Raw genomic sequence first — 21,477 nt, 5'->3', positions numbered from 1 at the left:
GGCAACCCGCCACAAGCTCCGCACCAGCACTGGCGCGGAGGTTTTTTCATGGTTTCCTGATTTACTTCACATTCAGGCTCTTTTTCGCCTGCTCCAGCAAGTCCGTCTTGACCCAGTCCCTGGCCACGGGCGGCTTGCTCATGCGGCCCACGCCCGTTTTCACCATCACATCGGTGGTCACCTGGATATGCTCGGGCGAGATGTCATACGAATACGGCGAATTGCTGATCGCGTCGTCGAAGTCGTCCTTCGTGATCTGGCCGCGGAACACCACTTCGCGCACATACTTTTCCGCCGTCGCCTTGTTGTCGATAAAGGCCTTGGTGGCTTCGACGAAGCAGCGCATGAATTTTTCCGCCACGGGACGGCGTTCCTTGTAAAACTTTTCCGTCATCACCATGGTGCGCACGGGTTCGCCGATCGGCGTGTCGTACGGCTTGATGACTTCGGTGCCGAAACCCTTGTTGATCGCCTGCGACGATTGCGGCTCCGACTGCATCATGGCGTCGATATTCTTGCCCATCAGCGCCTGGTTCAAGTCGGCGTAAGCCAGGAACACCAGTTGCACATCCTTGCCCTTGGTTTCGGAATACGTCAGGCCCGCCTGCGACAGCTCGGCCAGCAGCAGCACTTCCTGGATGCCGCCGCGCGTCACGCCCACGCGCTTGCCCTTGAGTTCCTTGACGCTGGCGATCTTTTGCCCGGCGCCCGCCACCAGGCGCGCGCCGCCCTTCGCAAAGCCTGCCACCACATAGATGGGTGCGCCGCCGGCACGGCCGGAAATGGCCGCTTCGGAGGCCGTCGCCCCCACGTCCAACTCGCCCGCGATAATCGCCTGCATCACGTCGAGGCCCTTGGCGAAGACATGCTCTTCGACCTTGATGCCGCACTTGGGCGCGATTTCCTTGATGTACGACACGGCGCCGTAATGGGCGAACTTCAAATTGCCCAGGCGCACGACTTCCTGCGCCTGGACAGCGCCCATGCCGAAGGCCAGCATGAGGGCGGCGACAATACCGGTCTTCAAAGTTGATTTTTTCTGCATCGGGTTCTCCTGTGGTGGTGGGTGTGTGCCCGCAAGGGCATAAAACACGGCGCTTTTATTATGAGGAGATAGTACCGTGTGTTGGAGCCAGGGCAACATTTTTTTTGCCGGCAGCCACGCTGCCGGCGTTGTCACTACTGCCCCGCCAGCGCCACCACCGGATCGAGTCCCGACGCCTTGCGCGCCGGCATGAAGCCAAACACCAGCCCCGTCACCACGGCGCAGGCAAAGGCGCCGCCGACGGCGCTGAGCGAAAAGATCACCGGCACGTCCCATACCAGCAGCAAGCCGGCCACCGTCACGCCGACCACGATGCCGGCCACGCCGCCCACCACCGACACCAGCACGGCTTCGGTGAGGAACTGGCGCAGGATGTCGCGCCGGCGCGCGCCCGTCGCCATGCGGATGCCGATTTCGCGCGTGCGCTCGCGCACCGTCATCAGCATCACGTTCATGACGCCGATGCCGCCCACCACCAGGGAGACTGCGGCGATCAGGCTGAGCATCACGGTCATGTTGTCCTGCGTCTTCGCTTCCGCGGCGATCGACGCGGCCGCGTTGCTGATGCCATAGTCGCGGATGCGGTGGCGCTCGAACATGGTGGCGTCGACCGCCGCCTCCACCTCCGTCACGCGCTTGACGTCGGCCACCGCCATGACGGTGTACGTCGGCTCGCGCTGGCCGAAGACGCGGATGCCGGCCGTGGAAAACGGCAGCAGCAGCACGTCGTCTTCATCCTTCTCGCCCGTCAGCGCGCCCTTCGCGCTCATCACGCCGATCACCTGGAACGGCACATTGCCGATCAGGATGCTCTGCCCCACAGGATTGGCCACGTCGGGCATCAGCTTTTCCGCCAGATGCGCGCCCAGCACAGCCACGGTGGCCATCTCGCGCTCGTCCTCCTCGGTAAAGAAGCCGCCCTTGGCCACCGGCCAGGTCTGGATCTGCGGCAGGGCCGGCCCCGTGCCCCGCACATAGGTCTGCACATCGAGGTTGCCATGGCGGATCACCTTGTTGCCCGTGACATTCGGCAGCACGTGGGTGATGCCCGGCACGTCCTTGAGCGCATCGAGGTCGGCCAGGGTGATGCTGCGCCCGGGGATGCGCGAGCTTTCGCCGCGCGACGCCATGTACAGCAGATTCGAGCCGAACGCGCCCAGCTGCGCCATCACCTGCTGGCGCGTGCCCAGGCCGATGGCCAGCATGACGATCACGGAAGCGACGCCGATGACGATGCCGAGCAGGGTCAGGCCCGTGCGGAAGCGGTTGATCCACAACACGCGCCAGGCGGCGCGCGCCGCATCGAGCAATTCCGTGCCCAGCGACGCACCCGTGTCATGGGCGGCGCGCGACATGTCCAGCGGCGGCAGGGCCGTCGACGTGGATGGAATGGCGATGGCGCCCGAGTCTTCGACGATTTCGCCATCGCTGATCTCGATCACCCGGCGCGCCTGGGCCGCCACCTTGCGGTCATGCGTAATCAGAATGATGGTGTGGCCCGCGTCGGCCAGTTCGCCCAGCAGGGCCATGACTTCGGCACCGCTGCTGCTATCTAACGCCCCCGTCGGTTCATCGGCGAGGATGATGCGCCCGCCGTTCATCAGGGCGCGGGCGATCGACACGCGCTGCTGCTGCCCGCCGGACAACTGGTTTGGCCGGTGGTCGAGCCGCTCGCCCAGGCCCAGGCGCTTGAGCAGCGCTTCCGAGCGGGCGTGGCGGGCGGCTGCCGGCATGCCCGCGTACAGGGCCGGCACTTCCACGTTTTCGCGCGCCGATTCGGTGGCGATCAGGTGATAACCCTGGAAGACGAAGCCGAACGCTTCGCGCCGCAGCCACGCCAGTTCATCGGGATTCAGGCTGGCCACGTCCTGGCCGGCGAAGCGGTAGGTGCCGTCACTGGGCCGGTCCAGGCATCCCAGCAAATGCATCAGGGTCGACTTGCCGGAACCGGACGCGCCGACGATGGCGACGAATTCGCCGGCGCCGATCGACAAGGTCAGGCCGCGCAGCACTTCCACGGCCGGCGCGCCGTCATGGCCGCCGTAGCGCTTGCGGATGCCCCGCAGTTCAATCAGGGGAACCGGCTGGCCAGGTTCCGCTGGCTGCCCCAGCGACCTGGCCTCGCTCATGGCGCTCACAGCTGGAACCTGCTGCTGCCGCTGCCGGCCGGCTGCTCGCCCGTGACCAGCAATTCGCCTTCGCGCAAGCCTTGCAGCACTTCCGCGCTGAGGCGGTTGCGCACGCCCACGGTGACGGTGCGCGTATCGACCTTGCCGTCCGCATCCATCACGCGGGCCGTAAACTGCCCCGGCTTGGCGCCTTCTTCCGTCGACGGTTTCAGGGCAGGCAAGGGCACGGCCAGCACATTGTTCGCCGCGGCCGTGACAAACACCACTTGCGCCGTCATCTGCGGCATCAGTTCGCCGTCCGCGTTATCGACGTCGAACAGCACCGTATATAAAATCACCTTGCTGGTCGACGGCGCCAGGGCCGTGCCGGCGGCAGAACCGCCTGGCACCGGCGGCGCCGGCAGCACTTGCCGCACCTTGCCGCTCCAGCGCCGCTGGTCGCCGCCCAGGGTGGTGAAATACACGGGCATGTCCGGGCGCACGCGGCGCACGTCCGCTTCCGACACTTCCGTCCACACGGTCATGGCCGACAGGTCGGCGATGCGCAGGATGTTCGGCGTCTGGTACGTGGCGTTCAGGGTTTGCCCTTCCTTCGCATCCAGGCCCACCACCTTGCCCGCCATGGGTGCGTAGATGCGCGTATAGCCGAGGCGCGCCTCGTCCGCCTTCAGGCTGGCCTGGGTCTGGTCGATCTGCGCCTTCAAGTGGTCGATCTTGGCGCCGGCCGAGGCCAGCGTGGCTTCTGCCGTTTCCAGGTCGGCCAGCGGCGTCGAGTCGAACTTGGCCATCTGCTTCTGGCGCACGTGCTGCTGGCCCGCCAGGCGGTGCTGCGCCTGCTGGTCGGCCAGCTGCGCACGCAAGCCCGCCAGGGCGGCGCGGCCCGCATCGACCGTGGCTTGCTGCACGCTGGGGTCGATCTCGGCCAGCAACTGGCCTTTTTCCACGGCGCTGCCGGGCTGCACGTGCAGGCGCGTGATCTGGCCCGACACCTGCGCGCCCACGTCGACATAGGTTTGCGGCTGCAGGGTGCCGATGGCCGTGACGCTCGCCTCGATATTGCCGCGCTTGACGGGCGCCGTGTCGAATACGGTGGCCGGGCCGCGCGTGGCCCACAGTGCGCCGGCGCCGAACAGCGCCAGCAAGACCACGCCGCCCAGGATGCGGGCACGGCGGGAAGGCAGGCGGGCCGCCATCAGGCAGCCGCCTTGGATGAAGTCAAAACGAAATTACAAACGTCAAACGGTGTCGCCAGGCGTGAAAAGTACATCGGTCTATCCTTGAAAATGGCGGTGAACATCACCGCAGGAACGTCACAAGACCTGCCAGCGCGGCGACGGCTGCCAGCAGGGAACTACGAAACAGCAAGCGGGGGGCATACGGCAGCAGCAGGGCCACCAGCAGCGCGCCCACCCCGATGAATCCGAGCCAGGCGACCACGCCAACGGTGGCGCTCCAGCCGGCCACGCAAGGCCAGATGGCCAGCGCCAGCAACAGCGCGCCAGCCAGCTGCAGCGCGCGCCGCACGTTCGGCGCCGCGTCCCTGCCCCAGACCTGGCCATGGTGGCGGTCCATCGCCAGGGACAGGCTGGCCATGCCCGCATACGACAGGCCCAGCGCGCACAGGATGGTATTGATCATGACTGTCCCTCCGTATTGACTTGCAGACTGGCCGAGGGCGCAGCGCTTTCCCTGGCGGCAGCCTTTTTCACCGACTTTTCCTTGCGCTTGTGGACTTTCCACGCGCCCCAGGCGGCCAGCAGGCCGAAGGCCATGCTGCCCAGTTCCACGCCAGCGCTTTCCCAGTCGCCGCGCGCAATCTGCGCGGCCAGGTTGTCGCCCGTGCTCAGGACATTCAATACGGGCAGCAGCAGGCACAGGGCCGCCAGCAAGCCCAATTGCTCGATCCACGCGCGTTTTTCCGCGCGCAGGCAAGCGTGCACCAGCATCAGGAACCAGACGCCAAAGAAGGCGCGCACTTCCCAGCCGGCACGCTGCTCGATGCCGACGGGGATCAAGCGGTTGGCCCACAGGAAGCCCACGCAGGCGATCGCCAGGCCGGCGATCGCCGCCACGTTCAGGCATGCGATGACGCGGTACACGCGCTGCGTGTAGGCGCCGAACTCGCCGCCGGACTTCTGGCGGCGCTTGACCATGAACAGGATGGCGCCCGTGCCCATCATGGCCGTGCCGGCCAGGCCGCAGAAGAAGTACAGCCAGCGCATGGGCGTGCCGCCGAAGCCGACCATGTGCAGGTTCGACATGACGGAGCGCGTCAGGCCAGCGCCGCCCGTGTCCGACTTGCCCGGCAGGCGCACGGCGACCTGCTCGCCTGTGGCCAGCGCATAACAGGCCCTGCCCGAATTGGCGCTGAGGCGCGTGAGCAGTTCCGTGTCCTCATTCCAGCCGTACATGCACACGCGCATGGAGGCATCGTTCGGATTGTCCAGCACCACGGCGCGGATTTCCTGGCCGATGGCCTGTTCGGCGCGCAGCGCGAACGATTCCAGCGCGGGAATGGCCAGCGGCTGGCCCGACCGCGCAGGCTTGCCCGCATCATTCCAGTCGGCCAGGAAGGCTTTCTTGGGATTGTCCATGCCGTATTGCGCCGCCACGGGGGCCGGCACATAGTCGTCGCTGAAGAATGCCAGGCCCGTGTAGGCGATCATGAACTGGAACGGCAGCGTCAGCACGGCCACCGCGTTGTGCGCGTCGAGCCACGAGCGCTGACCCTTGGCCGGGCGGAAGGTGAAGAAATCCTTGAAGATGCGCTTATGCGTGATGACGCCGCTCACCAGCGCCACCAGCATGATCATGGTGGTGATGGCGACGATCCACACGCCGATGCGGCCCGCGTGCAGTTCATAATGGAAATCGACGAAATGGTGGCCGCCGATGGTTTCCCGTTCCGTTGCCTCGCGCGCAGGCTCGATGACAGCGCCCGTCAGCGGATCGAGGTCCGCCGAGCCATAGCCGCCGCTGGGCTGGAACCAATAGGCGGACAGGCCATGGCCGGGACGCTGCACGGGCCAGATTTCCCACATATCCGCCTTCGGATGTTCCTTCCCCATGAAGTCGAGCGCCAGCTCCAGGCGGTGCGCGCGGTCCGTGACCTTCGGCAGCGGCAGATCGTTCGCGTGCGCCGCCTCGGCCAAAGCGTGCTCGGGCGTCATCCAGTGGCCGATCGGGTCGTCGAAGACGGCCAGGGAACCGGTCAGGAAGATGGCAAACAGCAGCCAGGAAATCCACAGACCGCTCCACGTATGCAGCCAGGCCATGGCCTGGCGCAAGCCCCCCTGCTGCGGCGTTTTCACCACTTTATCGACCTTGACGGCGTTCATGCGGCACCTCGCGACAGCAGCATACCGATGCCGCCGCAGACGATGGCCGGCAACAGCATGCCCAGCCAGGCGCGGCGCAGGTCTTGCACGGCAAAGACCCAGATCACGGCGCAAGTGTAGACGACGAAGGCGCTCAGGGTCGCCGTCAGCACGGCTTCGGCGCGCGACAGCGGCAGCACGGCCGACAGCAACACGGCCACGCCGGACGTGAGCGCATAGCCGCCAAAGATGGCGGCGAGCACGCGCGAGAACAACATCATGTGGGCCGATTTCATCATCGCGGCACTCCTGGGTATGGCTGTTGTGCCGGGCGGCAGACCTTGTACATCAGATGCATCACACTGCGTCCTTCCATTTGGGTTGATCGTGGCGGCGGCACGCAGCGGCATGAAACCTGGCAGCGTGGCGCCTTGCATGGGTACTGGATATTGAGTCTCTTAACTACAGGTGCCGCGAGAATCGAAAACGGGCAGCCCGATTGAACATTATTTTTTATTGCAAGGGCTATGGCGCCGGTTCGACGCTGACCCAATACCGCGTGCGGCTGCGCACCTGCACGGGCAGCGAGTTGGGCAGCATGTTCAGGATGCGCTGGGTGTCGGTCAGCGGGAACACGCCCGACAGGCGCAGCTGGGCGACTTCCGGCGCGCAATGAATCACGCCGGGGCGGTAGCGGGCCAGGTCGGCCAGGAAATCGCCCAGGGTTACGTCGTCGACGATCAGCTGCCCGTGCGACCAGGCGTGCGCATGTACATCGATGGCGTGCGGCGCATCCGGCGCATGGCGGGAAAAGGCCACGCCGCGCCCGGCCGCCAGCAACAAGGGCGCGCCGACATCGTCGCGGGGACGGATTTCAACGGCGCGTTCAAACACGTCCACGGTGCTGTAGCCATCCTGCTGGCGCACGGCAAAGCGCGTGCCCAGCGCGCGCACCCGGCCTTCGCGCGTGGCCACTTCCAGCGGGGCGTCGCTGCCGGCGCCATGACCGCTGGTGACGAGGACCTCGCCGGCCAGCAACTCGATCAGGCGGCGGCCGGCGTCGAAACGCACGTTCACGGCCGATCCCGTATTCAGGCTGAGCACGCTGCCGTCAGCCAGCGCCACCACGCGCCGCTCGCCCGTGGCCGTGCGGTAGTCGGCATGCAGGGCGCGCACGCCATTCCAGGCGCCCGTCTGCGCGGCCAGCATGCCGCCGCCTGCCGCCACGCCAAGCCACGCCAGCAACTGGCGCCGCTTGCCGTTGACGGCTTGTTGCTGCGTACCGGCCAGCGCCTGCGCGGCCGCGCCACGGTGCAAACCGTTGAAGCGCTGCGACACCGCTTCGATATGCTGCCAGGCCCGTTCGTGTTCCGGGTCGACCCCGCGCCAGCGCTGCCAGGCGGCGTGTTCCGCCTTGCTGGCCTGCTCCGACATCAGCACCGTCAGCCACTCGGCCGCCTGCTGCTGCACCTCCTCGCGGATGGCCGCCGGAGCTGCGGGGTCTGCCGCTGCGCTCATGCCGGCAGCGAGAAAAACACCTGGCGGTTGGCCCGCGTCAGATATTGCTTGACCGAGCTGGCCGACACGTTCAGGCGCGCGGCGATCTCGGCATAGCTGAGGCCTTCCAGCTGCGCCAGCAAGAACGCCGTGCGCACGGGCGCAGGCAAGCCGTCGAGGGCCTGGTCGATTTCCTGCAAGGCTTCCAGCGCCAGCAGCCGCTCCTCGGGCGCGGGCGCCACCTCGGGCGGCAGGCAGGCCAGCGCCTCCAGATAGGCGTCTTCCAGCACCTGCCGGCGGTAGCGGTGCGCCACCAGACGCCGCGCGATGGTGGCGAGAAAAGGCCGCGCCTCGCGGATCTGCGGCGCCGTGCCGTTGGTCAGCACGCTGATGAAGGTGTCTTGCGCCAGGTCCGCCGCCTCGCCCGCATTGCCCAGCTTATGCCGCAGCCAGCCCTGCAGCCAGCCATGATGGCTGCTGTAGAGCGCGTGCAGGTCTTGTTGCTGTGCAAAATCGGCGGCCGACATGGCATCCCTTTCCGCTCAGGCGTGCGGCACCCGAGAATGTAAATAAGAATTATTCTCATTTTAACCGTGTTTTTGACTTTCATGCAATCGCGGCATTGCCAGAAATACCAACTAATTCAAAAGCAGGCCAACCGCCAGGCGATGCAGCGCAGGACCGCCAGCCAACCGCGATAAGGTAAAATGACGGCCATCGTCCGGCTTTCGCCGCCCACTCCCAAGCTTTTCATTGCAGGTTCATCATGCTAGATAATCTCACCCAACGGCTTGCCAAAGTCGTCAAGACCATGCGCGGCGAGGCGCGCCTGACCGAGGCGAACACCGCCGACATGCTGCGCGAAGTGCGCCTGGCGCTGCTCGAAGCCGACGTCGCCCTGCCCGCCGTGCGCGAATTCATCGCCAAAGTCAAAGAAAAAGCCATGGGCGAGGATGTCATTTCCTCGCTCACGCCAGGCCAGGCCCTGGTTGGCGTGGTGCAGCGCGAGCTGGCCGCCCTGATGGGCGCCGACCTGGGACCGGAAGCGTCGCAGATCAGCTTTGCGCAGCAGCCGCCCGCCATCATCCTGATGGCCGGTTTGCAGGGTGTGGGTAAAACCACCACCGTCGGCAAGCTGGCGAAATACCTGAAGGAAGAAAAGAAGAAGAAAGTGCTGACCGTCTCGGCCGACGTGTACCGTCCCGCCGCGATCGCCCAGCTGCAATCGGTCACCGCCCAGGTAGGCGCCGACTTCTTCCCGTCTTCCAGCACGGACAAGCCGGTCGATATCGCCCTGGCCGCGCTGGACTGGGCGAAAAAGCACTACCACGACGTGCTGATCATCGATACGGCGGGCCGCCTCGGTATCGACGAAGAGATGATGCGCGAAATCGCCGCCGTCCACGGCGCCGTAAAACCGATCGAAACCCTGTTCGTCGTCGACGCCATGCTGGGCCAGGACGCCATCAACACGGCGAAAGCGTTTAACGATGCGCTGCCGCTGACCGGTATCGTGCTGACCAAGCTCGATGGCGATGCGCGCGGCGGTGCGGCCCTGTCGGTACGCCACATCACGGGCAAACCGATCAAGTTTGCCGGCGTCTCGGAAAAACTCGACGGCCTGGAAGCATTCGACCCGACCCGCATGGCCAACCGCATCCTGGGCATGGGCGACATCCTCGCCCTGGTGGAAGAGGCGCGCAAGGGCGTCGACAGCAAGGCGGCGGCCGACCTGGCGCAAAAGATCAAGGTCGGCGGCAAGTTCGACATGAACGATTTCAAGGCGCAACTGGGCCAGATGAAGAAAATGGGCGGCATGGCCAACCTGATGGACAAGCTGCCAGCCCAGTTCCAGCAGGCGGCAGGCGGCAAGAACATGGACCAGGCCGACAAGCAGGTACGCCGCATGTGCGGCATCATCGACTCGATGACGCCGCAGGAACGCGCCAAGCCTGAACTGATCAAGGCCACGCGCAAGCGCCGCATCGCCGCCGGCGCCGGCGTGCAAGTGCAGGAAGTGAACCGCATGCTGACGCAATTCGAGCAAATGCAGACGATGATGAAGAAATTGTCGGGCGGCGGCATGATGAAGATGATGCGCTCCATGAAGGGCATGATGCCCGGCATGAGGTAGTGGAAGGCGTCAAAATCCGCTGCGCGGGGAGCTTTGCGGCCGGCGATGCTCAGCGCACTAGAGTGCGCTTGCGCTTCTCGACCACAAATCATCCCCGCTCGCTGTGATTTTGAAGGCCTTTTTTACGCCGCGTGAGATGTAGTTCAAGTCAAGAAACACCGTTATAAAATCATGCCGGATTGCATTTTCATGGCGTCCGGCATCATTTCCTCCCTCCCCGCAGTACCCCTCCCCGCACAGCCAGCAACCATGCCATTTACGGGCAAAAACGCCGTTCTGCGCCCCCAAGCGGTGCGCCCGGGCGACAGCATGGTCATTTCCCTGCTTTTTCCTCGTGAAAACGTGAAAAACACTTGCATACAAGGTAAATCCACACCAATATTAGCCGTGCGATTAATTGCGCAATTTCCCATGTGTTTGTTAAGGAGGCTCGAAGATGGCAACAGCCAAAAAAACCCCAGTAGCAGCGCCAGCCAAAGCAGCAGCAGCCAAGCCTGCAGCCGCCAAGAAAGCAGCACCCGCAGCCAAAGCAGCAGCTAAACCAGCAGCGGCGAAGAAAGCGGCAGCACCGGCAACACCACGCAAGCCAAACGCAGCATTCATGAAAGCAATGACGCCATCGAAAGAGCTGGCCGCCGTTGTTGGCGCAGCACCACTGCCGCGCACGGAAGTGACCAAAAAGGTATGGGATTACATCAAAAAACTCGATCTGCAAGATCCGGCCAACCGCCGCATGATCAATGCGGACGACAAGCTGAAAGCAGTTTTCGGCGGCAAAGCCCAAGTCTCCATGTTTGAAATGACGAAACTGATCTCCGATCATTTGAAATAATCAGATACGCACAGGGCGTTCCGCGCCGTGTGAGTGCCCCGCCGCATCACTGCGAGCGGGGCATTTTTTTGCCTGCGGTTCAACTGGCCGGCTTGAATTCCCACTGCCGCCATGCCGCCCGCACGGCATTCGGGTACTCGGCCCGCCCCCGGCTGCCGTTGTAGCGTCCCAGCGCCAGGTACAAATCGCCCTTTTCCATATCCAGGTACATGCGCAGGATCGCGCAGCCATAGCGCAGATTCGTCTGCATGTGGAACAGCTTGCTGCGGTCGCTGTCGCCGATGACGCCCGTCCAGAACGGCATCACCTGCATGTAGCCGCGCGCGCCGGCCAGCGAGACGGCATATTTGCGGTAGGCCGACTCCACCTGGATCAGGCCCAGCACCAGGGCCGGTTCCAGGCCCGCGCGGCGCGCTTCATACCAGACCGTTTCCAGGAATTCCGTGCGCAGCTGCGCATCCGGCAGCTTGCGCTGCAGGCGCGACGACATCTGCGCCAGCCATTGCTGGTAGCGCTGCAAGTCGGCGGGAGTGGCAAATTTGGGTTGCGGCGGGCGTTCGTCGCGGATCGCGTGCGACAGCGCCAGGCGGACGGAGTCGGCCAGCGCCTCCTCCTTCTGGTTGCCGGCCTGCGCCGGAGAGACGCAGGCCAGGCAGGCGGCCAGCGCGAGCGCGCCAGCCGTTTTACTTACGGATATGCGCTTCACTGCGCCATTTTGCCCTGGATGAAGGCGACGATCTCGTCCGGCGCCACGCCGGTCGCTTCCGCATCGCGGCGGCCCTGGTACTCCAGCTTGCCTTCTTTCAGGCCGCGCTCGCCGATGACGATGCGGTGCGGCACGCCAATCAGTTCCCAGTCAGCAAACATGGCGCCAGGGCGCAAGCCGCGGTCGTCGACGATGACATCGACGCCAGCGCCTTGCAGGGCCGCGTACAGCTTCTCCGTCTCTTCCTTGACCAGTTCGCTGCGGTCCATGCCCATCGGGCACAGCACGACCTCGAATGGCGCGATCGACGCCGGCCAGATGATGCCCTTGTCGTCGAAGTTCTGCTCGATGGCGGCGCCCAGGATGCGCGTCACGCCGATGCCGTAGCACCCCATCTGCAGCGGCGCAGGCTTGCCGTTTTCGTCGAGGAAGGTGGCTTTCATGCTTTCCGAGTACGCCGTACCCAGCTGGAACACGTGACCCACTTCGATGCCGCGCTCGATGGCGAGCGTGCCCTGGCCGTCCGGCGAAGCGTCGCCGGCGACGACATTGCGCAAGTCGGCCACGATGGCAGGCTCGGCCACGTCGCGGCCCCAGTTGGCGCCCGTGTAGTGGAAACCGGCGTCATTCGCGCCGCAAACGAAGTCGCTCATGTGGGCAACCGTGCGGTCCGCCACCACGGTGACGGGTGCTTGCGTACCGATCGGGCCCAGATAGCCGGGAATGGTGCCGTAGACTTCCAGGATTTCCGCTTCCGTCGAGAAACGGTGACCGGCCAGGCCGGCAACCTTGCCCACCTTGATGTCGTTCAATTCATGGTCGCCGCGCAGCAGCAGCATGAAATGCTGTTTCGTGACTTTTTCATCCTTGCCAACGGTTTCCACCGTCAGGGCGATGGTTTTCACGGTCTGCGCCAGGGCTATGCCCAGCAGGGCAGCCACGGTTTCGCACTTGACGGTGTCCGGCGTGGCCGTTTTCGTCAGCGCCTGGCTTGCTGCCGGGCGCTCGCCCGCTGGCGGCAGCGCTTCGGCCGCTTCCATGTTGGCCGCGTAATCGGAGGTCGGGCAGTACACGAGCGCGTCTTCCCCCGTGTGGGCGATGACGTGGAACTCATGCGAACCGGAACCGCCGATGGCGCCGTTGTCGGCTGCCACGGCGCGGAATTGCAGGCCGAAACGCGTGAAGATGCGCGTGTAGGCGTCAAACATGACCTTGTACGACGCTTGCATGCCGGCCAGGTCGCGGTCGAACGAGTAGGCGTCCTTCATGGTGAATTCGCGGCCGCGCATCAGGCCGAAGCGTGGGCGGCGCTCGTCGCGGAACTTGGTCTGGATGTGATAAAAGTTCAACGGCAGCTGGCGGTAGGACTTGATTTCCGTGCGCACGACGTCCGTGATGACTTCTTCCGATGTCGGCTGGATCGCGTATTCGCGGCCGTGGCGGTCTTTCACGCGCATCAGTTCGTCGCCCATCTTGGTCCAGCGGCCCGTCTCTTGCCACAGTTCGGCCGGCTGCACGAGCGGCATCAGCAGTTCGATACCGGCAGCTTTGTTCATCTCGTCACGGATGATGGCTTCCACCTTGCGGATCACGCGCAAGCCCATCGGCATGTAGGTATAGATGCCGGAACCGAGGCGTTTTATCATGCCTGCACGCATCATCAATTGGTGGCTGACGATTTCCGCGTCAGAAGGTGCATCTTTAAGTGTGGAAATAAAAAAACGGGAGGCGCGCATAACGGTGAATTCTTTTTAAAAAGAGAGGGTTATAATCAACCTAATTTTAAAGGATTAGCTGGCTGATGCGTCCATACTTTACACAAATGCGCTCAATTGGTGCGATTCCGGCGCTTTTCGCACCCCGAAAAGGTCACCGGCTTGCGAAGTTGTGGGTAATTATGTAAAAAAGGATGCACTGTCGCAGAAAGTTTGAGGTGCATTATGCTCGACCGTGAAGGGTTTCGGCCCAACGTCGGCATCATCCTGCTAAACGCCCAGAACGAGGTGTGGTGGGGCAAGCGGGTGCGCGAGCACTCATGGCAGTTTCCGCAAGGCGGTATCAAATATGGCGAAACACCGGAACAAGCCATGTTTCGCGAACTTGAAGAGGAAATCGGACTCAGACAGGAACACGTCAAAATTGTCGGCCGCACCCGCGACTGGCTGCGCTATGAAGTGCCAGACCACTTCATCAAGCGCGAGATTCGCGGCCATTACCGTGGCCAGAAGCAGATTTGGTTTCTGCTGAGAATGTGCGCGCGCGATAACGACGTCAATCTGCGCCTGACCGACCATCCGGAGTTCGACGCCTGGCGCTGGCATGAATACTGGGTCCCGCTCGATGTCGTCATTGAATTTAAACGCGATGTCTACCAGCGCGCCTTGCAGGAGCTGTCCCGCTTCCTGACCTGGCCCGTGCATGGCAACGCACAGCAAGCGCACCGCCACACGTCGCGCTACCTGCGCCAGCCCCATGCGCCACGGGCGCAGGATGGGGCGGCACTGGCCAAGCCTTGCGACGGCATTGCCGCCGAAGGGTGTACGCCGGAGCTGATCTTGCCGGGCAAGGGGTAGTCCACCGCAATGAACGCACTCTCCCACGCAAAAGGGGCAGCCTGAACAGGCTGCCCCTTTTTTCATTCCGGCAGGAAACTTCCCTGCCGGCAAGGCTGACTTAGTTTGCTGCCGGCGCTGGCGCAGCGGCTGGCACGTCGAGCGTGATCGCCTTCAAGCCCAGGATGTTGCTGCTGTAGTGGCGGATCTTGTTGGCCAGGGCTGGGTCATTGTTCAGCTTTTGACCGTACGACGGCACCATTTCCACCATCTTGGCTTGCCATTCCGGCGTTGCCAGGCGGCTCTTGAAAGCCGTTTGCAGCACCTTGATCATGATCGGCGGCGCAGTCGAGGCGCCTGGCGACGCACCCAGCAGGGCGACGATGCTGCCATCGGCGGCACCGACGACTTCCGTGCCGAACTGCAGCAAGCCACCTTTTACGGGGTCATCCTTGACGATTTGCACGCGCTGGCCCGCGTTTTGCAAGGTCCAGTCTTCCATCTTGGCGTTCGGCAGGTACTCGCGCAAAGTCTTCAGGCGGTCTTCCGGCGTGTTCATGACCTGTTCGACCAGGTATTTCGTCAGCGGAATATTGTCGTAACCGGCTTGCAGCATGGGTTTCACATTGCCAGTGCCGATCGAGGCAGGCAAGTCGATCCACGAACCGTTTTTCAGGAACTTGGTCGAGAAGGTGGCAAACGGGCCAAACAGCAAGGCTTTCTTGCCGTCGATGATGCGCGTGTCCAGGTGCGGCACGGACATCGGCGGCGAACCGACGGACGCCTTGCCGTAGACCTTGGCCGCATGCGCCGCCACCAGCTCCGGATTGGTGGTGACCAGCCATTGGCCGCCCACCGGCACGCCGCCGTAGCCCTTGGCTTCCGGAATGCCCGATTTTTCCAGCAGCGGCAGCGAACCGCCGCCGGCGCCGATGAAGACGAACTTGGCGCGCATGGTCTTTTCCTTGCCGGCGTTCAAGTCTTTCACCGTCACGTTCCATACGCCATCGGCGCCGCGCTGGATGTTTTCCACCTGGTGGCGCAGGTGCAGGACCATGCCATGGCTATCCGTCAGGTACTTGACCAGGCCGCGCGTGAGGTTGCCGAAATTGACGTCGGTACCGATTTCCATGCGCGTCGCGGCCACTTTCTGGCCCTTGTCGCGGCCTTGCATGACCAGCGGCGCCCATTGCTCGATCTGCGCCTGGTCTTCCGAGAACAGCATGCCCTTGAACAGGTTTTCCTTTTGCAGCGCGGCGTAGCGCTTCTTCAAAAAGGCAATATTGTCATCGCCCCACACAAAGGCCATGTGCGGCACGTTATTGATGAAGGTTTGCGGCGCGCCCAGGTGCTTGTTGGCAACCTGATAAGCCCAGAATTGCTTGGAAATTTCGAATTGCTCGTTGATGGCAACGGCTTTCTTGGTCTCGATGCTGCCATCGGCCGCTTCCGGCGTGTAGTTCAGTTCAGCAAACGCCGAGTGGCCCGTGCCTGCGTTGTTCATCGCATCCGAGCTTTCGGCGGCCACGGAATCGAGGCGCTCGACCATTTCCATCGTCAGCGACGGATCGAGTTCCTTGAGCATGCTGCCCAGGGTGGCGCTCATGGTGCCGGCGCCGATCAGCAGCACGTCGACCGGTTTTTCGGACGAGGCCGGAGGGGTCTTGTCACATGCCGCCAGGATCAGGCACGACATCAAAAGTAATAGCGATTTACGCATACGTAACTCCGTTTATGAATACTGAAGGATGATTCTTGCGCGCCACCGTGGCGGCACCATCGCCGTATTGAATGAAAAACAGCTAGCCAGCCGGAACGCCAGGGCGGCCGGACAGGTCAATGTCGATGGTGATAGGCATGCTGCCGCGCTCCGGGATATCCCAAGAGCATGATCTGGTGGCAAAGGTGCGGGCAATGGACAGCGCGGACCTCGTTGTCGGCTGAAAAACCGGCAATGAAATCGCCGTCATGTCCAGTGCAAATATCAAGAGCGGCGATTTTATCACCGTTATTTGGCGCCGCCGGGCCGTGGCGGTAGTGGATAATACTTACTGCAGGGTATTAAATGACGGTGACTATCGGGTCATGCATGCGGCCGCCAGACGGCAAAAAGGGCATCCTCGATGCCCGTTATTTATGTACGCGGTACAATGCCGGCTGCCCTTTAGCCATAGTCCTTCAGCCATGTTCAACCCCTCTTCCGACGATGTGCGCCGTTTCTTTTGCGAAACATTGCGCAAGCACCGCGCCCATGAAATCCTCACGCCGATGGAAGCCATTGCGCTCGACTGGATCCTCGAACACCCCGAGTATGAAAACGAGCTCTCCGACGTCGAAGCGGCGCTGGCGCGCGACTATTCCGTCGAAGGGGGACAAGCCAATCCTTTCCTGCACCTGTCCATGCATCTGTCGATCACGGAACAGGTGCAGGTGGACCAGCCGCGCGGCATCCGCCCGGCCGTCCAGCAGCTCACCCAGCGCCTCGATTCGGCCCATGCCGCCCAGCACGAAGTGATGGAATGCCTGGGCCAGATGATCTGGGCGTCGCAGCGCTCGGGCTTGCCGCCGGACACGGACGCCTATATCGACTGCGTCCGCCGCCGGTAGGAACACCTGTTAAAACCTGCTGCGCGTCGCGCTTTGCGGCCTGCGATGCTCACCGTACTAGAGTACGGTTGCGCTTCGTAGCCACAAATCACTGCCGCTCGCTACGGTTTTGCCAGGTGTTGTGCCAGTACTACCTCACATCGGTTTTACTGCCTCCTTCATGCGCTGAGGCAAGGCCTGTGTCGGCCCTCTCCCCATCAATCCCAGCACCACCTGCAACGCCATAGCGATGGCGCCGACGATGAAGACCACGTCGCCAAAGGTGCGTATCCAGCGCAGATTCTGCAACAGCGGCTGCTGCATGAACGCTTCACTGCGCGCATACCACAAGCCTTCCGTCACGCTGGCGTGGAACTGGATGATGCCAATCGGCAGCAGGCTGGTAAAGATCATCAGCACCAGGCCCGCGTTCAAGCCCCAGAACGCCGTCTTCATCAACGCAGGGCTGAAACGGTAGTCGGGCCGCAGATAGCGCAGCACCAGCAAGGTAAAGCCCAGCGCCAGGAAGCCGTACACGCCGAACAGCGCCGCATGCGCATGCACGGGGGTCGTGTTCAAGCCCTGGATGTAGTACAGGGCCACGGGTGGATTGATCATAAAGCCCAGCACGCCCGCACCCAGCATGTTCCAGAAGGCGACGGCGACAAAGCACATCATGGGCCAACGCAGGTTTTCCATCCATGGCGCACGTTCTTTCAGGCGCCAATTTTCCCACGCTTCATGCCCCAGCACGATCAGCGGCACCACTTCCAGCGCGCTGAAACTCGCGCCGATGGCCATCACGGGCGTGGTGGTGCCGGCGAAGTACAGGTGGTGGAAAGTGCCGGGAATCCCGCCCAGCATGAACAGCGAGGCCGACGCCAGGCTGGCCGTCGTGGCCATACGCACCGACACCAGGCCCAGGGTCGAGAAAATGAAGGCCAGCGCCGTGGTGGCAAACACTTCAAAGAAGCCTTCCACCCACAGGTGCACCACCCACCAGCGCCAGTATTCCATCACCGATAAATGCGTGCGTTCGCCGTAGAACAGGCCGGCGCCATAGAACAGGCCGATGGCGCCCACGGATGCGGTCAAGAGCGCCAGCAAGTTCTTGTCGCCGCCCTTCTGGCACAGGGCCGGTATGACGCCGCGCAACATCAGCACCAGCCACAGCAGGATTCCGACGAATTTGCCGATCTGCCACAAGCGCCCCAGGTCCACATATTCATACCCCTGATGGCCGAGCCAGAAATTCCACTCGGGCGGCATCACTTGCGCAATCGCCAGATAGTTGCCGATGAAGGACCCGACGACGACCGCGACCAGGGCCCAGAACAGCACGTCGACGCCCAGGCGCTGCCACTTGGGGTCCTTGCCGCCATTGATCAGGGGCGCCAGGAACAGGCCGGCGGCCAGGAAGCCCGTGGCGATCCAGAACAGCGCGGCCTGGATATGCCAGGTGCGCGTGAGCGCATACGGGAACCAGCGCGACACGTCGATGCCGTAGAACTGCTGCCCCTCCACCGTGTAATGCGCCGTAAAGCCTCCGATGAAGACCTGGAAGATGAACAGGGCCACCACCAGAAACAGGTATTTTCCCAGTCCCCGCTGCGAAGGCGTCAGCGCGAACGTGGTGAGCGGATCGCGCGGACCGGCCGCCGGCAGCGCTTCATCATGGTCGCGCAGGAAGGCCCAGCCCCAGACGAGGAAGCCCACGCCGGCCAGCAGCACCACCACGCTGGCGACCGACCAGACGAGGTTTTCGCCGCTGGGCTGGTTGCCGATCAGCGGTTCATGCGGCCAGTTGTTCGTATAGGTCACTTTCTGGCCAGGACGCTCGGTGGCGGCGGCCCATGCCGTCCAGAAGAAGAACTGCGTCATCTGTGCGCGCCGCTCGGCGCTGGGCAAGGTGTTTTCCTTCATGGCGAAATGCTCGCGGCTGGCGTGCAGCGCAGGCGCGTCAGAGAACAGCTGGTCGTAATAGTGCGCCGTGCTGGCGATGGCTTGCACGCGGCGCGGCGACAGGCGCAGTACTTGCGCCTCATCGACCCGGTTGCCGCGGTATTCCAGCTTGAGCGCTTCGCGCAGCGCCGCCTGCGCGGGGCCGTCGAGCGCCGCGTAGGCCTTGCCATGCTGCTCTTGCGCGGCCAGTTCCAGCCAGGCCGTCAGTTCGCGGTGCAGCCAGTCTGCCGTCCAGTCGGGCGCCTGGTAGGCGCCGTGGCCCCAGATGGAACCGAGCTGCATGCCGCCGACGGATTGCCAGGCCGTCTGGCCGTCGAGGATGCCCTCGCGGTCGAACAGTTGCCGGCCATCCTGCGCCAGCACTTGCGCGGGGATGGGCGGCGCCTGCCGGTAGACTTCCGTTCCGTAGTAGCCAAGTAGCGAAAACGTCACGATCAGTACACCGATCAGGGTGAACCAGAGTTTTTTGTACGGACCCATGGGTCATTCCTTTGTCAGTGCACCACGGCCGGCGCAAAGCGCTCGAACAGGATATTGTTTTCTGTATGGATGTGCGCCATCAGGTCTGCACGGAAGGTGCGCAAGCCCGTGTACAGCGCGCGCCAGGTGGTGCAGGCGCCACCAGGGGCGGTGATATCGTTCGTCATTGCCTCCATCGCGCGCAAGGCCACGCCATGGTCGTCGTGCTCCATGCGCATGACGTTGATGGGCGCACCGGCCCGCGGGCCCTGGCCGCGCACGATCATCGGGAACAACACGTCTTCTTCCTTGCGCATATGGCTTTCCAGCTCCTGCGCCATGGCCGACAGGTGTTCCGCCAGCCCGTGCGGACAGTCGGCGCGGTCGCCATGCACCTGCTCGACCTTGCGTGCCAGGCGTATCAGTTCGGGCAGCTGCTCGCGGTGCACGGCGTGGTAGCGCGCCAGCAGGTGTTCCACCAGCTCGGTGGCCGAGGCGTCCTGCCAGTCACGCTCGCCGCTGGCGTCAATCCGTCCTGCCAGCAGTTTCAGTTCCTCGACGATGGGCGCCGCATCCACGCCGGCCGCTTCGGCCGCCGCGCGCAGGGTCTTGTTGCCGCCGCAGCAGAAATCCAGGCGGTGCGCATCGAACAGGCGCGTGGCGCCAGGGATGCGGCGGGCCAGCTGGCCCAGGGATAGCTCGATCATTTCCATAACAGTTCCTTGAGGATGAATAGGTAGATTTATTGCGCCGCGCCCGCGTGGTAGACGCCGGGTACGGGTTCGCCCGTCACTTCCAGCACGCCCACGGCGCCCTTGCCTGCGCGCGACAATGCATGGTCGACCAGCAGGTAGCTGCCCGGATGCTGTACCTTGAGTTCGACGATGGTCGCGCCTCCCGGTGCCACGAGCGTGGTTTGCACGTCGTGTTTCGGGCTGCTGATCGACCCTTCGCTGTACACCTTGTCGAAGATCTCGCCGATGATGTGGAACGATGAAATCTTGTTCGGGCCGCCGACGCCGAAATAGATGCGCACCGTCTCGCCCACTTTCGCCTGCAATTTGTGCGTCTTGCTCAAGGCGCCCACTTCGCCATTGAAGACGTAATAGTCGGGCAGCTCATTGGCCATTTTTTCCAGGTTCGGTTCCTGGTGCACGGGCGCGCCGTGCGGACGGCCCGTATACATCTCGCCCTGCATCACGTAATACTCGCGGTCCACCTTCGACAGGCCGCCTTCCGGTTCGACCAGGATCATGCCGTACATGCCGGCCGCGATATGCTGCGGCACCAGGGGCGTGGCGCAGTGGTAGACGAACAGGCCCGGATTGAGCGCCTTGAAAGTGACCGTCTTTTCCTGCCCCGGCGCCACCTGCGTGTGCTGTCCGCCGCCATGGCCGCCCGTCACTGCGTGCAGGTCGATCGAGTGGATCATCTTGCTGTCCTTGGCATTGAACAGGGTCAGTTCCACCGTGTCGCCCACCTTCGCGCGCAGCATCGGGCCGGGCACTTGCCGGTTGAAGGTCCAGTACGTAAAACTGGTGCCGTCATCGAGCTTGCCCGGCAGCTCCACCGTCTCCATGCGGTATTTCAGGGTTTGCGGCGCGCGCGCGCCGATGGCGGTGGGCACGGAGGCAGGATTGGCCGCCACGCTGACGGCCGATGGGTCGGGGCCGCGCATCGGCGACGGTGCGGGCGTGTACAGGGCCAGCGCGGCGGCCTGGCTCGATTCGCTGGCCGCGCTGCCGGCGCCGGCAGCCTTCGGTGCTCCCGCTTCGGCCAGCGAAGTGCCGCTCACGACCAGCTTGCCTTCCATGCCGATCTGGCGGTGGCCGGGAATCGAGCAGTAATAGGTGAACGTACCGGCGCGCGTGACCTTGAAGCGCACGGTGGTGCTGCCGCTATTGGCGCTGAATTTGCTTGAAGCCACGTTCAGCTCGGGGATCAGCAGGTCGTGTTCGGCGCCTTCGCCGCTTTTCAGCACGAGTTCGACCGTTTCCCCCACCTTGGCCGCCAGCACCGGGTTGACCTGGCCCTTGGCGTCGATGAATACCATCTTGCCGTCGACGATATTGGTTTGCAGTTCATAGCGCTTGACCACGCCGGTGGCAGGTTTGGCGGCAGTGGCGGCAGCGCTGGCAGGCAGGCTCGCCTGGGCCTGCACGGACAGGGGCATGGCCAGGACACAGACGGCGGCGGCAATGGCGCGGAGGGAGGGAGTCGTTTTCATCAAGCTTTCCTTGGTCTTGTATGCCGGTTTG

Annotated in this window: 18 protein-coding genes; 4 read left to right on the top strand and 14 right to left on the bottom strand. The window is 63.6% G+C overall.

All coding sequences use genetic code 11. The features are described from left to right. Positions 1-61: 61 nt before the first annotated feature. The 8 genes from OX460_RS25020 to OX460_RS24985 all read right to left on the bottom strand — a co-directional run bounded on the left by OX460_RS25020 (position 62) and on the right by OX460_RS24985 (position 8,515). Complete coding sequence (locus tag OX460_RS25020) at positions 62-1,000, bottom strand: ABC transporter substrate-binding protein (RefSeq protein WP_289900344.1); 939 nt, start codon at positions 998-1,000, stop codon at positions 62-64. 179 nt (positions 1,001-1,179) lie between these two features. Continuing rightward, a complete protein-coding gene (locus OX460_RS25015; protein WP_289900287.1) occupies positions 1,180-3,174 on the bottom strand; it encodes a MacB family efflux pump subunit in 1,995 nt (664 codons plus the stop codon). 5 nt (positions 3,175-3,179) lie between these two features. Further along, on the bottom strand, positions 3,180-4,367 hold the full coding sequence (locus OX460_RS25010) for an efflux RND transporter periplasmic adaptor subunit (RefSeq protein WP_289900286.1): 1,188 nt from the start codon (positions 4,365-4,367) through the stop codon (positions 3,180-3,182). A gap of 103 nt (positions 4,368-4,470) precedes the next feature. Then, entirely contained in the window at positions 4,471-4,812 is a 342-nt protein-coding gene (locus OX460_RS25005) for a DUF3325 domain-containing protein (RefSeq protein WP_289900285.1), read from the bottom strand. Next, positions 4,809-6,512 (bottom strand): PepSY-associated TM helix domain-containing protein, encoded by a 1,704-nt coding sequence (locus OX460_RS25000; RefSeq protein ID WP_289900284.1) that lies wholly within the window; start codon positions 6,510-6,512, stop codon positions 4,809-4,811. Before OX460_RS25000 ends, OX460_RS25005 begins: the two co-directional genes overlap by 4 nt. Next, on the bottom strand, positions 6,509-6,790 hold the full coding sequence (locus tag OX460_RS24995; protein WP_251350264.1) for a hypothetical protein: 282 nt from the start codon (positions 6,788-6,790) through the stop codon (positions 6,509-6,511). Before OX460_RS24995 ends, OX460_RS25000 begins: the two co-directional genes overlap by 4 nt. Before the next feature lie 226 nt (positions 6,791-7,016). Further along, positions 7,017-8,009, bottom strand: coding sequence for a FecR domain-containing protein (locus OX460_RS24990; protein WP_289900283.1), 993 nt, complete (start codon positions 8,007-8,009; stop codon positions 7,017-7,019). Then, entirely contained in the window at positions 8,006-8,515 is a 510-nt protein-coding gene (locus OX460_RS24985) for a sigma-70 family RNA polymerase sigma factor (protein WP_289900282.1), read from the bottom strand. The genes OX460_RS24990 and OX460_RS24985 overlap by 4 nt, the downstream gene beginning before the upstream one ends. 239 nt (positions 8,516-8,754) lie before the next feature. Here OX460_RS24985 and ffh point away from each other — a divergent pair, with 239 nt between their 5' ends. Next, a complete protein-coding gene (gene ffh, locus OX460_RS24980; RefSeq protein WP_034780269.1) occupies positions 8,755-10,122 on the top strand; it encodes a signal recognition particle protein in 1,368 nt (455 codons plus the stop codon). Positions 10,123-10,558: 436 nt separating this feature from the next. Continuing rightward, positions 10,559-10,954: an SWIB/MDM2 domain-containing protein gene (locus tag OX460_RS24975; protein WP_071653383.1), complete on the top strand. Its 396-nt coding sequence runs from the start codon at positions 10,559-10,561 to the stop codon at positions 10,952-10,954. 79 nt (positions 10,955-11,033) lie between these two features. On the opposite strand, the gene OX460_RS24970 is transcribed toward OX460_RS24975, so the two are convergent. Both OX460_RS24970 and OX460_RS24965 read right to left on the bottom strand, forming a co-directional pair. Next, positions 11,034-11,660 carry a lytic transglycosylase domain-containing protein gene (locus tag OX460_RS24970; RefSeq protein WP_099666507.1) on the bottom strand — a complete coding sequence of 209 codons (627 nt, stop codon included), beginning with the start codon at positions 11,658-11,660 and terminating at the stop codon, positions 11,034-11,036. Then, a complete protein-coding gene (locus OX460_RS24965; protein ID WP_289900281.1) occupies positions 11,657-13,396 on the bottom strand; it encodes a proline--tRNA ligase in 1,740 nt (579 codons plus the stop codon). Before OX460_RS24965 ends, OX460_RS24970 begins: the two co-directional genes overlap by 4 nt. 204 nt (positions 13,397-13,600) lie before the next feature. On the opposite strand from OX460_RS24965, the gene OX460_RS24960 reads away from it, so the two are divergent. Further along, positions 13,601-14,233 carry an RNA pyrophosphohydrolase gene (locus tag OX460_RS24960; protein WP_076566319.1) on the top strand — a complete coding sequence of 211 codons (633 nt, stop codon included), beginning with the start codon at positions 13,601-13,603 and terminating at the stop codon, positions 14,231-14,233. Positions 14,234-14,333: 100 nt separating this feature from the next. Here OX460_RS24960 and mqo read toward each other — a convergent pair whose 3' ends face one another. Further along, positions 14,334-15,932 carry a malate dehydrogenase (quinone) gene (gene mqo, locus OX460_RS24955; protein ID WP_218965305.1) on the bottom strand — a complete coding sequence of 533 codons (1,599 nt, stop codon included), beginning with the start codon at positions 15,930-15,932 and terminating at the stop codon, positions 14,334-14,336. A gap of 464 nt (positions 15,933-16,396) precedes the next feature. Between mqo and OX460_RS24950 the strand changes: the two genes are divergently transcribed. Then, positions 16,397-16,819 carry a DUF1841 family protein gene (locus OX460_RS24950; RefSeq protein ID WP_034780276.1) on the top strand — a complete coding sequence of 141 codons (423 nt, stop codon included), beginning with the start codon at positions 16,397-16,399 and terminating at the stop codon, positions 16,817-16,819. A 135-nt stretch (positions 16,820-16,954) separates the two neighbouring features. Here the strand turns inward: OX460_RS24950 and OX460_RS24945 are convergent, their stop codons facing one another. The 3 genes from OX460_RS24945 to nirK are packed head-to-tail and all read right to left on the bottom strand — an operon-like array spanning position 16,955 to position 21,446. Then, positions 16,955-19,240, bottom strand: a complete 2,286-nt coding sequence (locus OX460_RS24945) for a nitric-oxide reductase large subunit (protein WP_289900280.1) — start codon at positions 19,238-19,240, stop codon at positions 16,955-16,957. Between the two features lie 14 nt (positions 19,241-19,254). Further along, positions 19,255-19,932, bottom strand: a complete 678-nt coding sequence (gene ytfE, locus OX460_RS24940) for an iron-sulfur cluster repair protein YtfE (protein ID WP_289900279.1) — start codon at positions 19,930-19,932, stop codon at positions 19,255-19,257. 29 nt (positions 19,933-19,961) lie between these two features. Beyond that, positions 19,962-21,446, bottom strand: coding sequence for a copper-containing nitrite reductase (gene nirK / locus OX460_RS24935; RefSeq protein WP_289900278.1), 1,485 nt, complete (start codon positions 21,444-21,446; stop codon positions 19,962-19,964). Positions 21,447-21,477 lie beyond the last annotated feature (31 nt).

Origin of the sequence: Janthinobacterium sp. SUN033, from assembly GCF_030397595.1 — a bacterium.
GTDB classification, from domain to species: Bacteria; Pseudomonadota; Gammaproteobacteria; order Burkholderiales; family Burkholderiaceae_D; genus Janthinobacterium; species Janthinobacterium kumbetense.
This window is presented reverse-complemented; position numbering and strand designations above follow the sequence as displayed.